Here is a 14,279-nt window from a genome sequence, read left to right on the forward strand (position 1 = left end):
GTCATTCGCCACCCATGGCTCCGGGCAGCCACAACGACAGCGCGGGCACGTAGCTGACGATCATCAGCGCCGCGATGAGTGTGAAGTAGAACGGCCAGATGGTCCTGACGAGGGTCGTCACCGGGATCTTGCCGACGGCGGAGCCGACGAAGAGGACCGATCCCACCGGCGGAGTGACCAGCCCGACGCCCAGGTTGAGCATCATGATGATCCCGAAGTGTACCGGGTCGACTCCGACATCCATCGCCACGGGCAGGAAGATCGGCGTCGTGATCACGATCAGCGGGGCCATGTCCATGAAGGTGCCGAGCGCGAGCAGCATGAGGTTTATGATCAGCAGGGTGACAAGCGGATTCTCGGTCATCAGCCCGATCAGCCCGCCGAGCGCGGCCGGCACCTCGAGCAGCGCGAGGGCAAAACCGAACGCGGTCGCCGCGGCGATGATGAACAGGACCATTGAAGCCGTACGCACCGACGTGCCCGCGGCTTCCCAGGTGCCGCGCCATCCCAGGCTCCGATAGACGAGAGTACCCACGATAAGCGTGTAGACCACCGCCACGGCGGAGCTTTCGGTCGGGGTGAAGAACCCGCTCAGGATGCCGCCCATAATGATGAAAGCGGTCATCAGTCCCGGAATCGCATAGGCCGCGGCGCGAACGAACGCGCGCCACCCGGGAAATACACCTGTGGGCAGGTTGCGGTGCCGCGCCACCAGCCAGGCCATGAGCATGAGCATGAAGCCCGTCAGCAGGCCCGGGACCACGCCTGCGAGGAACAGGTCGCCGATCGACACGCCGATTCCCGAGGCTGCCGAATAGATGATCATGTTGTGCGACGGGGGGATCAGCAAGCCGACGATCGCCGCGGTCACGGTTACGTTGACGGCATAATCGGCGGGATAGCCCTTGTCCTTCATCAGCGGGACCATCGTCGATCCGATGGCCGAAGCGCTGGCGATGGCCGAACCCGACACCGCGCCGAACATCATCGACGCGCCGACGTCGACAATGCCAAGGCCGCCGCGGACCCGCCCGACCGCAGCATCGGCGACTCGTACCAGCCGCTCGGCGATGCCGGCCCGGTACATCAGGTCGCCGGCGAAGATGAAGAACGGAATTGCCATCAAGGTGAACACGCTGATGCCCGCGGCAACGCGCTGTACGGCGACGACCGGCGGGATGCCCATTGCAAGGAAACAGGCGAGCGCAGATCCGAGCAGCGAAAAGCCGACCGGCACGCCGAGAACGAGCAGCAGGAAAAGCACGCCGAACAGAATGAGGAGTTCCATCAGGCCATCTCCCCTTCACCGTGCGGAGCGACCGGGTGAGTCCCGCTCCATATCTGCGGAAGCGCGAACAGAGCCATCAGCAGGCCCGAAACGGGAAGTGGAACATAGGCGAGCGAACGACTGATCCCGAGCGAGGGCACGACATTGCCGCGCACGAGCCAGCAGAGCTGCAGCCCGTAGATCAGCATCACCAGCCCCAGAACCGCGACGATCGCGGCGACCAGTCGCATCACCGGTCGCGCCCGCTCGCCGAGCCTTTCCTCGAGAAGCGCGATGCGGATGTGGAAACCTTCATGCACGCCCGCGGCGGCAGCGAACATGACGTACCAGATCATCAGGATCAACGAGGCCTGCTCGGTCCAGGAAGGGCTCGAATCGAGGATGAAGCGACCGAAGACCTGCCACGCGATGATTGCGGTCATGGCGAGCAATCCGGCAGAACCGAATCCGATCAGCAAGCGCGAAACCGTATTTGCCATGCTCATGCCTCCCTCATGGCGAGGATGCGCTCGACCACGGATTTCTGTTGGGGGGTAGTGACGAACTGGTCCCAGACCGGCCGCATGAGCGCGGCAAACGGTGCCTGGTCCACTTCGTTCACGCGGACGCGGGAGCGGGCAATCGTCGCCTGCGCGTCGGCCACGCGCAGGTCCCACAGTCGCCGCATCTCGATTACGGAGGCCTTGGCTGCTTCTCGCACCAGCTCCTGGTCGGCCTGGGAAAGCTTGTCCCAGCTGATCTTGCTCATCACGAATGCTTCGGGCGTCAGCAGGTGACCGGTAAGGCTAAGGTAACTCGCGACCTCGTAATGCCGTTCACCGACGAACGTCGGCCAGTTGTTCTCGGCACCGTCGATCACTCGCTGCGCCAGGGACTGGTAGATTTCACCGAAAGGGATCGGCACCGCATTGGCGCCCAGCGCGTTGACCATCGCGATGTATAAGTCCGATGCCGGCACGCGAATCTTGAGGCCCTTCATGTCCGAAGGCGTGCGAATCGGTCGGCGGCCATTGTAGAAATTGCGCGCTCCCGAATCGTAGATCGCCAAGCCAATCAGCCCGTGCGGCTCCAGTGCCGCGAGCACCTCGTCGCCTACGTCGCTGTCGACTGCGCGCCGCATGTGATCGACCGAGTCGAATACGAACGGAAGGGAAAACGGAAGCGTCATCGGCTCGATCGAATTGAGCGGCGCGAAGTTCACGCGGTTGAAATCGATTCCGCCGAAACTCGTGATCTCGAGGGTGTCGGTCTCGTTCCCGAGCTGCCCGCCGGCGAAGACCTTTATGCCGATGCGGCCATCGGTCCTTTCTGTCAGGTACCGGCCCATGAACTCGACCGCGCGCACGGTGGGATAATCCGCCGGGTGGGCGTCCGCACTGGTCAGATGACCGGACAGGACCGGCTTGCACGCGGGCAGCGACGCGACCGCGCCCAGCGACAGCGCCCCCCGCATCATTTCCCGCCGCGTTGATTGGAATCCGGTCATTCGCTGGGTTGCCCTTCTTCAGTCCTGAAGCGCCGTGAAGCGGAAGTCGCGGAACTTTGCCTCGCCCGGTCCCGCAGCGTAGAGCCCTGGACGGAGCATCAGGAATCCTCCGCGCACGTTGTGGTGATAGCCCGATACCTCCATCCCGCGGTCGAAACGGTGCCAGGTTCGCCCACCGTCACCGCTGGTGTCGTATGTCACTATGTGCCGGTCGTTGGTCACGCGAATTCGCATGCGGGACCCGTGCGGATTAACGGGCCGCCCACGCTCGATCCCATATTGGTGAGTGACGAAGCGTTCGGCATCGAAGCCGAGCCCACAATAGAGCTTATCGTCGTAGAACAGCACGAGGCCCGCCCGGCCGCCGGGGGCTATCTCGATGTCGCATTCGAACCGGTAGCTGCGATCACCCGCGGTCAGCAACAGGGGCGACCCGCTCGATGGTGCATCGCCCCTGCCCGCTAAATGGAGGACTCCGCCATCGGTCCTGACCCGAGCTGTCTCTTCGTTCGACGGGCGGAAGAACGCCCACTTGCTGCCAAGCGCGAGCGGGCCGGAAAAGTCGTCCGTCAGCGCGAGTCCATGCGGCTGAACCTGGCCGCCGCGGGGCTTGGCTATCGGCCGTGACAGATCGCCTCCCGTCATCTCGAACCAGCCGTCCGCGGTGAAGCGGACCGGGTCAAGAAGGCATTGCCGGCCCAGGGTCCAGAACCCGTGCTCGAACCCGTGATACAGCGACCACCAGCTGCCGTCCGGCGCCTCCACGAGCGACGCGTGACCGCGCGACCACCAGGCCTCGTCAATCGATGTGGTGCGCACGATCGGATTGCCCGGATGATGCTCCCACGGACCGTGGAGCGACCGCGACCGGGCAGCGATCACCATGTGCCCTGTGGGCGGGCCGGCGGTGCCCCCGACGGCGGTGATCATATAGAACCAGCCGCCGATCCGGTGGATCTTGGGTCCTTCGGGCGAGAACCCCTCCACGATCCAGTCGGAAGGGTAGCGCCATGGGTCGTAGACGTGCTCGACTTCACCAGCGAGCGAGAGATTGTCGTCCGCCAGCCGCACGCGGTCACCCCCCGAAAGAAACAGCCACTTGCTGCCGTCCTCCGCCACCGCGTGGCAGGGATCGATGTGTTCGTGCAGCCCCAACGGGACGGGATCGCTCCACGGGCCTTCCATCCGCTCGGCCCAGCTGACGAAGATGTCGTTCCGCGGCTCGGCCTTTACCGGGATGTAAAGCAGGTAGCGGTTGCCATCCTTGTGCAGGCCGGGTGCCCAGACCGAGCCGATGTTGCGATGAAGGGCGGGCTTCAGGGGACGCCAGTTTATCAGGTCCCGTGAGTGCCAGATCGTCAGCCCGGGATATGCGTCGAAGGTGGAGAACGTGACGTAGTAGTCGTCTCCGTCCTTCAGGATGGCGGGATCGGGCCGGTCGCCCGAAATCACAGGATTGAGAAACGAACCGTCGCCGAGGTCGGGGATGCGCTGGTTGTCGAAGCCGCGGCGTGAGACAGTCACTGCAGCCCGCCCGTGTCCCGAGGCACCGGACGCCTGCGCGCCACGCCCCGCGAGCGATACGACACCGATTGCGCCGGCTCCGGCAAGCAGGGTGCGCCTGTCGCTCTGCATCAGCCGAGGCCGGTACCGCGCGCCCACGCACGCCAGAGGTCCGGCCAGGCCTCCACTGGCTTGCCGATCGCCTTGCGCAATCCGAATCCGTGACCGCCATGCTCGAACAGATGCAGCTCGACCCGGATGCCCCGCGCCTTGAGCGCTGCATGAAGAAGAAGGCTATTCTCGGCAGGAACGACGTCGTCGTCCTCGGCATGAAGAATGAAGAACGGGGGCGCATCCATCGGCACGTTGCGATGCGGCGAGTGCGCCGCCTCGAGCGCCCGTGAAGGGTTCGTGCCGAGCAACCGTTCGCGCGAACCGGCGTGAGCGGCTGGCAACTGCATCGAGACGACCGGGTAGATCGGCGCTGCGCACACCGGCCTGGCGCTGAGACCGTCCGCGTCGTCGACGGGCTCGTAGGTATGTGCGGAGAAACGCGTCCCGAGATCGGCGCACAGGTGGCCGCCCGCCGAAAAGCCCATGGCCGCTACACGCTCCGGGTCGATCGCGAAATCGCCATGGCGCTTGCGGATCAGACGCATCGCCCGCTGGGCGTCGGACAGCGACACGTTCGGGCCAGCCAGCCAGCCCTCGTACGGGAGGCGGTAGAACAGCACGAAGGCGGTGAATCCGCGCGCCGTCAACCAGCGCGCCATTTCGTAGCCTTCCTTGTCGACAACGACGTGACGATAGCCGCCACCCGGCATGAGCAGGACCGCCGCCCCGTTGGGACGGTAGGGGCGAAAGACCGCCATGCGCGGAACCGCTATTCCAAGGACCGCCCGGTCGGACACCAGCGGGTCTTCCGACCGCTCGACGACCTGCTCGATCGGGCGCTCTGCTTTCGGGCCGGGCGCGCCGCCAGGCCACAAGTCGATTGTCTCGACCGGCTGGGGCAATCCCGGCGGCGATGCACCCGCGACCGACGGCGGAGGCGACTGGCCCGAGGCGCGTCCCGCGCCCAGCAAGGACAGGATCAGGCCCCCGCCCAGGATCGATCTGCGATCACTCCTCATGCGGGGGCCTGTCCTCTTCTGTCACCCGAGTTTCGTCAGATCTTCACCCGGACGCCGGCCATGATCACGCGGCCGAAGTGATTGTTCTCGTAGCCGCGCGGCGAGGGATCGTTGACGAAGCGCTCACGGTACTCGTCTGTCAGGTTGGTGCCTTCCAGCGAAAGCTCGACCTGGCGGGTAAGCTTGTAGCGGATCGACGCATCGACGTTGACCGTGCTGGCGTACCCTTCGAAGATGTTGAGGTTGCCGCTCGTGCTGTCGAGATAACCGTCGCGATATGCGACCGAAACGCGGGCGGAGAACTTTTCGTCCTCGTAATAGAGCGTGCCGTTGGCGGCCTTCTTGGCGAGATCGAGCAGCGGCCGCGTGAAGATCGTCGCTGGACCCGAGACGGGGTTTCCGCTGCCGTTGAGCGCACTTGCGGGAGTCGCCAGCGTGTAATCGACGTCGCTGTCGACGAACGTCACGTTGCCAAGGACGCCGAACCGCGAAAGGAAACCGCTCGCAAACGTATCGAATGGCAACTGCAGCGAGACCTCGACGCCCTTGAGGTTCGCACCGGGTCCGTTGACGCTGGTGCGGAACTCGATCGGAACGCTGGGATTGGTGCCCACCACGATCGCATTGTGGAGCGGCGTGCCCGGCGTCAGGATCGACGTCGGCAGTCCGCTCTGGGCGTATGTGCCCTGAAACGAGCTCGAGAGCGGGAAGCTGGAGATGTCCTTCTTGAACAGCGCCACCGATGCCAGCGCGCCCGGCGCGAAGTACCATTCGAGCGCCGCGTCATAGGCGACAGCACGGAACGGGTCGAGGAACGGGTTGCCCGACGTGATTCGGAAATTGAACTGATCGACCGAGCCGCCCGGTGTAAGGTTACCGAGCGACGGCCGGGTCATCACCTCCGCGACCGCACCGCGCAGGATCAGGTTGTCGGTGAGAAAGAGGTTGAGGTTCCCCGACGGGAGCCAGTCGTCATAGCTGCGCTCGACGGTCACCTCCGATCCGCTGTTGAAGCCGGTCGAACTCTGCTCGGTCCGGACATAGCGGCTACCGACATTGCCGGTCACGCGTATGCCCAGCAGGTCGTAGGTGTCGAAGTTGAACTGCAGGTAGCCGCCCTTGGTCTTCTCGGTCACTGAGCGGTTCTCGCCCGTCTGCGACACCGCGGGCCGCTGGTACAGGCCGACGGCATCGGCAGCGGGGCCGAGAAGCGGCACGAGCCAGCTGTTCGAGTTACCCGAAGGCTGCCCGGCGTCGCCGAGGTTGAAGATCTCGGAAATCGCATCGGTCACGGGCAGGCCCGTCTGGCCCGGCGCGCAGGTGAAGGCCCCGCAATAAGTGCTGTCGCGGCGGAAGCCCTCGGTGTCGTAGTCGTAGCGCCGGTAGATCGCGCCAGCCGTGACGTTGAACCCATCGGCAATATCCCACTCGGCATCGAGGCCAACGGTCTCGAACTTGTTCGTCAGGAACGAGGGACGGTCACGGAACTCGGCCAGCTCGAACTGCGAGGGGGTGGATGCCCCGCCAGGACCGAAGTTGAGCTTCGGCGAGGCCATGTTGGTGTAATCGAAGGTGTAGCCGTTGATCCGGTCATCGAACAGGATCGTGGTTTCGACAGGTATGTCGGCGTCCGAACGCGACTTGCCGCCGCGCAAGGTCAGCGAAAGAGTATCGGTGACTTCCTGATCGAGCCGAGCCGACACCTGCCAGAACTTGGTTTCGCTTTCGCGCGAATAGCGCTCTGTGCGCAGGTACGCATTGTTGAGTGTCGCAGAGACGAGGTTGTTGTTGGAATCGATCGCGAAATTCGTGACATCGATCGTTCGCTCGTTCGACCGAACAAGGATTTCGCCCCAGAACTCGTCGCGCGTCTCCTTGAAGTTTGAATAGAGCCCGTCGATCGACAGCTTGGTGCGGTCAGTCGGTGCCCACTGCACTGAGCCAGTGGCACCGAGCCGTTCGCGATCGTGCGCGACCAGGCCGTAACGAGGAATTCGCGGATGGAAGGCGAGGCCGACCTGGTTGCAGAGCGCGCTCGGCACATAAGTCGAGCCGGTGAAGCACGACGTGCCGTTCACCGAACGGAAGGCACCTTGCGCCCAGCGCACCGTGTTGTTGCCCAACTCGAAGGTATCGTACTTCGAATAGGCAAGGGAGGCCGCCACGCCGAAGGTCTGGTCGATGTTCGTCCAGGACACGAGACCGGCGAGACGCGGTCCTACGTCCTTAGACAGGTCGTTGTACCGCGCCTGGGCGGAGGCGACGACGTTGAAGCCCGGGTCGTAGGCCAGCGGATTGCCCGTGTTGAGGTCGACCACCGCTCCGAGAGATCCCTCATCTAGCGAGGCCTCGGCCGTCTTGTGGACGACGATCGAGTTGAACAACTCTGACGCGAAAACGTTGAAATCGAAGCCGCGATCGCGGTTGGCGCTCGCCCCGTCGGTCGAGGTCGCGATTGCCTCCATCCCATTGACGCGGACGCGGGTGAACTGCGCGCCCAGGCCACGAACAGTGATGGCACGCCCCTCGCCCGCATCCTTCTGGATGGAGATGCCCGGGATGCGCTGAAGGGATTCGGCAAGGTTGGTATCGGGGAACTTCGCGATGTCTTCGGCGACGATCACGTCAACCTGCGAAGCGCTGTTCCTTTTCTGGGCGATCGCGGCGTTGAGCGATTCGCGGTATCCCGTGACGACGATGACGTTCTCTTCCGGCGCGGCACCGTCGACGCCTGTTGCATCCTGCGCCCACGCTGACTGCGGAACCAGCGCCGCGCCGCCAAGCAAAAGAGCAACCTTCATTCGCGAAACCGTACGCACGTGAGCCATGCAAACCTCCCCTAGTCAGTATGGGTTGGTGACACCGGTTTCCTAAACGGGCCAAAAATTGGCGCCTCAGGCATCATCCGACTCTCCAACCCGATTTTGGTAACCGGTGTCATTTATCATTGCCTCAGTCGGCCCGCTCTGTCAAGTTGATGGCATCAAGCATGGGAGAGAGAGCCGGTATGCGTGGGGTTCTGACAGGCATCATTCTGATTTTCATGGCATTTGTCGCCGGGGCGGGCAGCCTCAAGGCACAACCTGCAGACCCGACCGACGGCGGCCGGGGGGGCAAGATCATCCGAGTCACGACACTCGCGAAGGATGGCCCGGGGAGCCTCGCCGCCGCATTGGCGACCAAGGGCAAGCGCATAGTGGTGTTCGAGGTCGGCGGCGCGATAGACCTTCAACAGTCGACCCTCACGATCGACCAGCCATTCGTCACGATCGCGGGTCAGACTGCGCCCTCTCCCGGGATCACGATCCTGCGCGGGGGCATCGATGTGAAGACGCACGACGTGAAGTTGCAGCACCTGCGAATCATCACCGGTGCAGATGGCCAGGCCAAGCGCAGCGGCTGGGAGGCGGACGCCTTTTCGACCGCTGCCGCGTCCCGCGTGCTGGTCGAGAATTGCACTTTCCTGTGGGCGATCGACGAGAACATGTCGGCGTCCGGCCCGCGCTTCACAGGCGAGACGGTGGCCGAATGGCGGAAGGGAACGAGCCACGACATCGTCTTCCGCCTGAACCTCGCGGCAGAGGGCCTGGCCGATTCGAGCCATCCCAAGGGCGAGCACTCGAAGGGCTCGCTCGTCCACGACAACGCGACCGGGATCGTCTTCGATCGCAACATCTGGGCCCACAATGTCGAGCGCAGCCCGCTGGTAAAGGGCGGCGCGCAGGTTCTGATGATCAACAACCTGATCTACAATCCGCAGCATCGCGCCGTGCACTACAACCTGATGGACCTCGAATGGGCCGGCCACCAACCCGTGACGGGCAAGATCACCGCTATCGGGAACGTGCTACGCGGGGGTAACGATACCGATCCGGGCCTCCCCTTTCTGATGCTCGGGGGCGTTGGTGACCTCGCCTATTACGGCAAGGACAATCGCGCGGTGGATCGCCACGGCAACCCCCTGCCGATGTTCGGCCGCTATGGCGAAACCGCGGCCCGCCTGATCGAGGCAGATCGGCCGCTGGCGAACATCGAGGGCTACGACATCCTGCCCAGCGGGGACGTGGAAACCACCTTGCTCGCGACGGCCGGCGCACGCCCGTGGGACCGCGGCTCCGAGGAGATTCGCGTACTGTTCTTCATCGCGGAAGGACGCGGCGAGATTATCGACGACGAAAGCGAGGTAGGCGGATATCCCGCGATCGAGCCCGCCACTGCCCGCTTCGTGGAGACCGACTGGGACCTGTCCCGGATGACCCCCCGATCGGGCTTGTATCCCGGCCAGAAGACCGGCGCGCAGGAACACCTTTCGCCACGAGACCGCGCCATGCGCAACCGGGGGAAATGACTTGCTCTGGCCGCTGATCGTTCTGACGCAGGCTCCGCCCATGGTGGTGATCGACGAGATCGACACCGCCGTGCGCGAAGCCCCGCCCCACGGCGCACTGGGGATGTCGACGGCCTATCGCATGAGCGATGCGGCCCCCCAGCCCCGCACAATGGAGTTCCGCCGCCGCGTGCTCGATGTTGGCGCGGCGATCGGTGAACATCCGATTGCCCACGACGAGGTGTATTACGTCACCGCGGGCGCGGGCGTGGTGGTATCAGATGGTGTGGAAGCGGAATTGTCCGCGGGGATGGCCGCCTATCTCTACACCGGTGCAATTGTCGGTATCCGGCAGGCGGGAGCCGAGCCCCTTTCGATAATCATCGCCTACCCCGTGACGGCCAAACCGGGGACCTGAGGCCGGCGCCGCTAGCTGCCAGGCTGAATGTAGGGTGCCCTCGACCAAAGCTCGCGCTGCCATTGGCGCGGATCGGCCTCGACTGCGATGCGGTCCTCCGCGATCATCAGGGTGGCGCGTTCGGGCAGCCGATAGGGCCGCCAGTCCGGCAGTCCCGGCACCCCATGGCGGGCGAGCCCGGCAAACGCCCCCATCATCGCGCTGCTGATCTCTCGTGCCCGTTCGCCGGTCCCCGAGAAGCTTCCTTCCGCATCGAGCGTGCCGAACACGTACGGCAGGTCGTCGGTGTGCGCCGCGCCCCGGTCGGGATCGACGGGGCTTGGCCGGTCGAGCTGGTAAACCCATGTCTTCACGGCGCCTACCTTCGCCCGCTCGTCCGCCTCGATCAGTTGTCCCGGCCAGCTTCGCCCGTCGGTCGAAGCCGCGTAGAACACCTCCTGGGCGGTCCAGCTGGGAAAGCGCGCCCGGTACTGGTCGACCACCCACTGGGGGCTCAGGTCGATGCGGATCTGCGGACCGAGCCGGTCGGCGATGTTCGACCAGTCGAGTCCCTTCACGACCGGACCCGTCGGACTGATGAACGCGCGAGTCTCGTCGGTCGTGTTGCCCAGTATCATCGGTATGTGACGCGACTGCGGAGCAGCGTCGGGCCAGAACGGATGACGTCGGAGGTTCGTCATGTCGAGCGTGGGTCCGAAGTAGATCCCGCCGCCGAGCACCGGATCGCGCGCCTCAAGCCCGTCGAGGAGGCGTTCGGCGGGCAGCGCAAGCAGGCTCTCCACATCGCCGTCCGCAAGACCGATGTGCTCCATGAACGCCTGCGTTCGTTTCCACGCGTGGCCGGGGCCCTGCGCAGTCACCTGCTGCCCGCTCATCGTCGCGGCAGAGGCAAACAGGCCCTCGGCAGCGGGCATTGCCATGAGGGTAGCGATCTTCGCCCCTCCGCCCGACTGGCCGAAGACCATCACCCGCGCCGAATCGCCGCCGAACGCCCCGATGTGATCGCGGATCCATTCGAGCGCACAGACGAGGTCGAGCTGGCCCAGGTTGCCGCTGTCGCGGAAGCGTTCACCGAATGGAGCAAGCCATCCGTAGCCGAAAACGTTGAGGCGGTGGTTGACCGTCACCACCACGACATCTTCCCGCGCAGCCAGGTGGGGGCCGTGCGTCACCGGATCGGTGACCGAGCCCCAGTTGTATGCCCCGCCGTGAAAGTAGACCATCACCGGCCGCGCAGCAGCCGGATGGGCTTCGGGCGTCCAGATGTTGAGGAAAAGGCAGTCCTCGCTGACGCCAGGCGTGATGGGCCGCACTTGCGGGGCGAGCGGACCGAACCGATCCGCCCGCGTGCTGATTGTCGGCAGCGGCTCGCGCACGGGTGGAGCGAAGCGAGCGGCGCGAGCATATCGGATGCCTAGGAACGCGGGCGTACCCCGGTCGACGATGCCGAGCCAGGACAGCGCGCGCGGTTCGCGGGTCCGAGCTGCGAGCGGAACCGAGAGCGCCAGGCCCGCGCTGGCGGTTCCGGTCAGAAGCGAACGGCGGGAAATACGGTCAGCGGCTGACATCGGATCCGGCCGGATCGAACGCCTCGAGCTCGCCGCGCGTCACGCAGATCGAATCGCCGGCGATGCCGTGCTTCATTACCGCCAGCGCCAGCCCGGTCTTCGCCATGCTCTCCGCGCCACCTCCTTCGATCCAGCGCGAGAGCACCCCCGCTGCGAAGGCGTCTCCGGTCCCGATGCGATCCACCACCCGGTCGATGCGAACCTCTTGCGTTTGCCATTGCTCGTTACGCAGGTCGACGCGGCCCGCCAGCCGCTGGGCGGTCGCGCTTTCGACATGACGCGCGGTTGAGGCGATCAGTTGCAGCCGCGGGAACGCCGCGAAGGCTGCCTCCGCCGCCTCGCGCCGCCGATCGGGGCCGTCACCGGAGAACGTCTTGCCGAGCAGCAGCGAAATGTCGCGATGATTGCCGACGAGGACGGTCGCTTCACCCACCAGGCGCAAGAGGATCTCGCGCGGATTGCTGTCCCACGCGTCCCACAGGTTGGCCCGGTAGTTGCCGTCAAAGCACACCGGCACTCCAGCGTGCCGGGCGGCAGCGATGGCCGCGAGGGCCAGCTCGGATCCCGAGGGGCCCAGCGCCGGCGTGATGCCCGACACGTGCAGCAGGCCGGCCCCTTCGAGCGCAGGGGCAAAATCGATGTCGGAAGCGTTTGTGGCGGCGAAGGCGCTTCCCGCGCGGTCATAGGTAACCCGCCCGCCGATCGGGCCTGACGGCTGTTCGAAGAAGTAAAGGCCAAGTCGCCCCTCTCCCTTGCGGATGAACCGGGTATCGACGCCTGCTTCTCCAAGCGCCGCGATCGCCCTTCGTCCGAGGGGATTGTCAGGCACCACCGTGAGCATTCGGGCGGAACACCCCAGTCCAGCGAGCGCGACGGCGACATTCGCTTCCGCTCCGCCAACGGCAAGGTTGAGCGCGCCGGATCTGACCAGCGGAACGCCTGGTGGCGGCGAAAGACGCATCAGCATCTCGCCGAAGCAGACAACCGGACCCGGCAACTTCGCCGCGCTCATCGCGCAAGCCATCCGCCGTCGACAGCCAGGATGTGACCCTGGACGTAATCGGCCGCTCGGCTGGCGAGAAACACCGCGGCACCGCCGATGTCCGCCGGGTCGCCCCAACGGCCTTCGGGGATGCGCTCCATGATCTGGCGATTGCGATTCTCGTCGGCCTGCAAGGCAGCCGTATTGTTGGTCGCGATGTAGCCCGGCGCAATGGCATTCACATTGATGCCCTTCGCTGCCCATTCATTGGCGAGGAGCTTGGTCAGGCCGCCGACGCCGCTTTTCGATGCGGTGTAGCTTGGCACGCGGATGCCGCCTTGGAAGGTGAGCATCGATGCAATGTTGACGATCTTGCCGCGCTCGCCCGACTGGCTGGCCCAGCCGACCATGTGGCGTCCGACCGCCTGCGTGAGGAAGAACAGGACCTTGAGGTTCGTGTCGACGACCGCGTCCCAGTCCTCCTCCGAGAAATCGAGCGCGTCCGCGCGCCGGATGATTCCGGCGTTGTTGACGAGAATGTCGATTCGCCCGAGCGCGTCGATCGCCTGCGCGACCACGTCTCCCGTGGGAGCAATTGAGGACAGGTCAGCGCGTATCTGGATGGCCTTGCGGCCCTCGCGTTCGATCAGCGACTGGGTATCGCTCGCGGTACTGCGACCGACCAGAGCGACATCGGCGCCGGCCCGCGCGAGCGCAACCGCGATACCTTGCCCAATTCCGGTGTTCGCGCCGGTCACCACCGCCTTGCGCCCGCTCAGGTCGAATGGATTGCCCACCGTGCCGGCCTCCCTTCGCGATCCGCTCACAGCGAACGCAGGTAGTCGCTGATAGCCGCGTCCTGCGCGTTGGCATAGAAAAGCTCGGCGAACTTCTCTCCCGCGATTGCCGACCGCAGCAGGTCCTGGTCTACGTTCTTGAGAACCGTGAGCATATCGTGGCAGGCGGCCGCCTTGAAATCCTTGAGGATGCCGCGGTTCGTGCGCATGATCTCGGCACGCTCCTTGGGGTAGCCCGCGCCGCCTTCGTTCTCGAAGATCTTGCGATAGCAGTCCTGCAGGTTGAGCTCGGCCGCCCAACCGAAGCCCTTGGCATAGGGCATCGACATGCAGTTGCCGTCGTTGATCTGGCTGAAAAGGAAAGCATCGGTAGGATCGATGACGAGGCCGCAGAACACGCCGGGCATCGAATTGCACGCGAGCATGGAACCCATGCCGGTGCCGCAACCGGTCACCACGAAATCGGCCGCGCCGGAGTTGAGCAGGATGCCGGCAAGCAGGCCGTTCATCACATAGGTGAGCTGCGCGCCGTCCTCGGCGGTATACATGCCGTAATGATGAACCTCGTGCCCGAGAGGCTCGGCCACCGCGGTGAGTGCGTCGTGTATGATGCCGCTCTTCGCAGCCTGGCTGTTCTCTATGACGAGTGCGATCTTCATGGTGCCTCTCTTCGGCTCGGCGAGCCCTTCGTTGGATTGGTTTCCGGGCACGAGCGCCCTTAGGAAACCGGTGTCATAAGTCGTTCTGCGGCAAAGTCCGGAAAAATTCAACCTCCCT

Annotated in this window: 12 protein-coding genes; 2 read left to right on the top strand and 10 right to left on the bottom strand. The window is 64.9% G+C overall.

The genetic code is table 11. The annotated features are described in order from the left end of the window. Position 1: 1 nt before the first annotated feature. From N0B51_RS05575 to N0B51_RS05600, 6 genes are read right to left on the bottom strand one after another with little or no spacing between them, the layout of a single operon-like run. Positions 2-1,288: a TRAP transporter large permease gene (locus N0B51_RS05575; RefSeq protein ID WP_259961260.1), complete on the bottom strand. Its 1,287-nt coding sequence runs from the start codon at positions 1,286-1,288 to the stop codon at positions 2-4. Next, positions 1,288-1,767 carry a TRAP transporter small permease gene (locus tag N0B51_RS05580; RefSeq protein WP_259961261.1) on the bottom strand — a complete coding sequence of 160 codons (480 nt, stop codon included), beginning with the start codon at positions 1,765-1,767 and terminating at the stop codon, positions 1,288-1,290. The genes N0B51_RS05575 and N0B51_RS05580 overlap by 1 nt, the downstream gene beginning before the upstream one ends. Before the next feature lie 2 nt (positions 1,768-1,769). After that, the gene (locus tag N0B51_RS05585) at positions 1,770-2,744 is read right to left on the bottom strand and encodes a TRAP transporter substrate-binding protein (RefSeq protein ID WP_259961262.1); all 975 of its coding nucleotides are present in this window, start codon (positions 2,742-2,744) and stop codon (positions 1,770-1,772) included. Between the two features lie 48 nt (positions 2,745-2,792). Beyond that, positions 2,793-4,409, bottom strand: a complete 1,617-nt coding sequence (locus N0B51_RS05590) for a family 43 glycosylhydrolase (protein ID WP_259961263.1) — start codon at positions 4,407-4,409, stop codon at positions 2,793-2,795. Then, the gene (locus tag N0B51_RS05595) at positions 4,409-5,410 is read right to left on the bottom strand and encodes an alpha/beta hydrolase (RefSeq protein WP_259961264.1); all 1,002 of its coding nucleotides are present in this window, start codon (positions 5,408-5,410) and stop codon (positions 4,409-4,411) included. The genes N0B51_RS05590 and N0B51_RS05595 overlap by 1 nt, the downstream gene beginning before the upstream one ends. Positions 5,411-5,445: 35 nt before the next feature. After that, the gene (locus tag N0B51_RS05600; RefSeq protein WP_259961265.1) at positions 5,446-8,211 is read right to left on the bottom strand and encodes a TonB-dependent receptor; all 2,766 of its coding nucleotides are present in this window, start codon (positions 8,209-8,211) and stop codon (positions 5,446-5,448) included. 242 nt (positions 8,212-8,453) lie between these two features. Between N0B51_RS05600 and N0B51_RS05605 the strand changes: the two genes are divergently transcribed. After that, positions 8,454-9,758, top strand: a complete 1,305-nt coding sequence (locus N0B51_RS05605) for a pectate lyase (protein ID WP_259961266.1) — start codon at positions 8,454-8,456, stop codon at positions 9,756-9,758. A gap of 40 nt (positions 9,759-9,798) precedes the next feature. Continuing rightward, positions 9,799-10,155, top strand: coding sequence for a cupin domain-containing protein (locus N0B51_RS05610; RefSeq protein WP_259961489.1), 357 nt, complete (start codon positions 9,799-9,801; stop codon positions 10,153-10,155). Between the two features lie 11 nt (positions 10,156-10,166). Here the strand turns inward: N0B51_RS05610 and N0B51_RS05615 are convergent, their stop codons facing one another. The 4 genes from N0B51_RS05615 to N0B51_RS05630 are packed head-to-tail and all read right to left on the bottom strand — an operon-like array spanning position 10,167 to position 14,161. Further along, positions 10,167-11,723: a carboxylesterase/lipase family protein gene (locus N0B51_RS05615; RefSeq protein WP_259961267.1), complete on the bottom strand. Its 1,557-nt coding sequence runs from the start codon at positions 11,721-11,723 to the stop codon at positions 10,167-10,169. Beyond that, on the bottom strand, positions 11,710-12,735 hold the full coding sequence (locus N0B51_RS05620) for a sugar kinase (RefSeq protein ID WP_259961268.1): 1,026 nt from the start codon (positions 12,733-12,735) through the stop codon (positions 11,710-11,712). Before N0B51_RS05620 ends, N0B51_RS05615 begins: the two co-directional genes overlap by 14 nt. Next, on the bottom strand, positions 12,732-13,502 hold the full coding sequence (gene kduD, locus N0B51_RS05625) for a 2-dehydro-3-deoxy-D-gluconate 5-dehydrogenase KduD (protein WP_259961270.1): 771 nt from the start codon (positions 13,500-13,502) through the stop codon (positions 12,732-12,734). Before kduD ends, N0B51_RS05620 begins: the two co-directional genes overlap by 4 nt. Positions 13,503-13,528: 26 nt before the next feature. Beyond that, the gene (locus tag N0B51_RS05630) at positions 13,529-14,161 is read right to left on the bottom strand and encodes an RpiB/LacA/LacB family sugar-phosphate isomerase (protein WP_259961271.1); all 633 of its coding nucleotides are present in this window, start codon (positions 14,159-14,161) and stop codon (positions 13,529-13,531) included. Positions 14,162-14,279 lie beyond the last annotated feature (118 nt).

Source organism: Tsuneonella litorea, assembly GCF_025154015.1.
GTDB classification, from domain to species: domain Bacteria; phylum Pseudomonadota; class Alphaproteobacteria; order Sphingomonadales; family Sphingomonadaceae; genus Tsuneonella; species Tsuneonella litorea.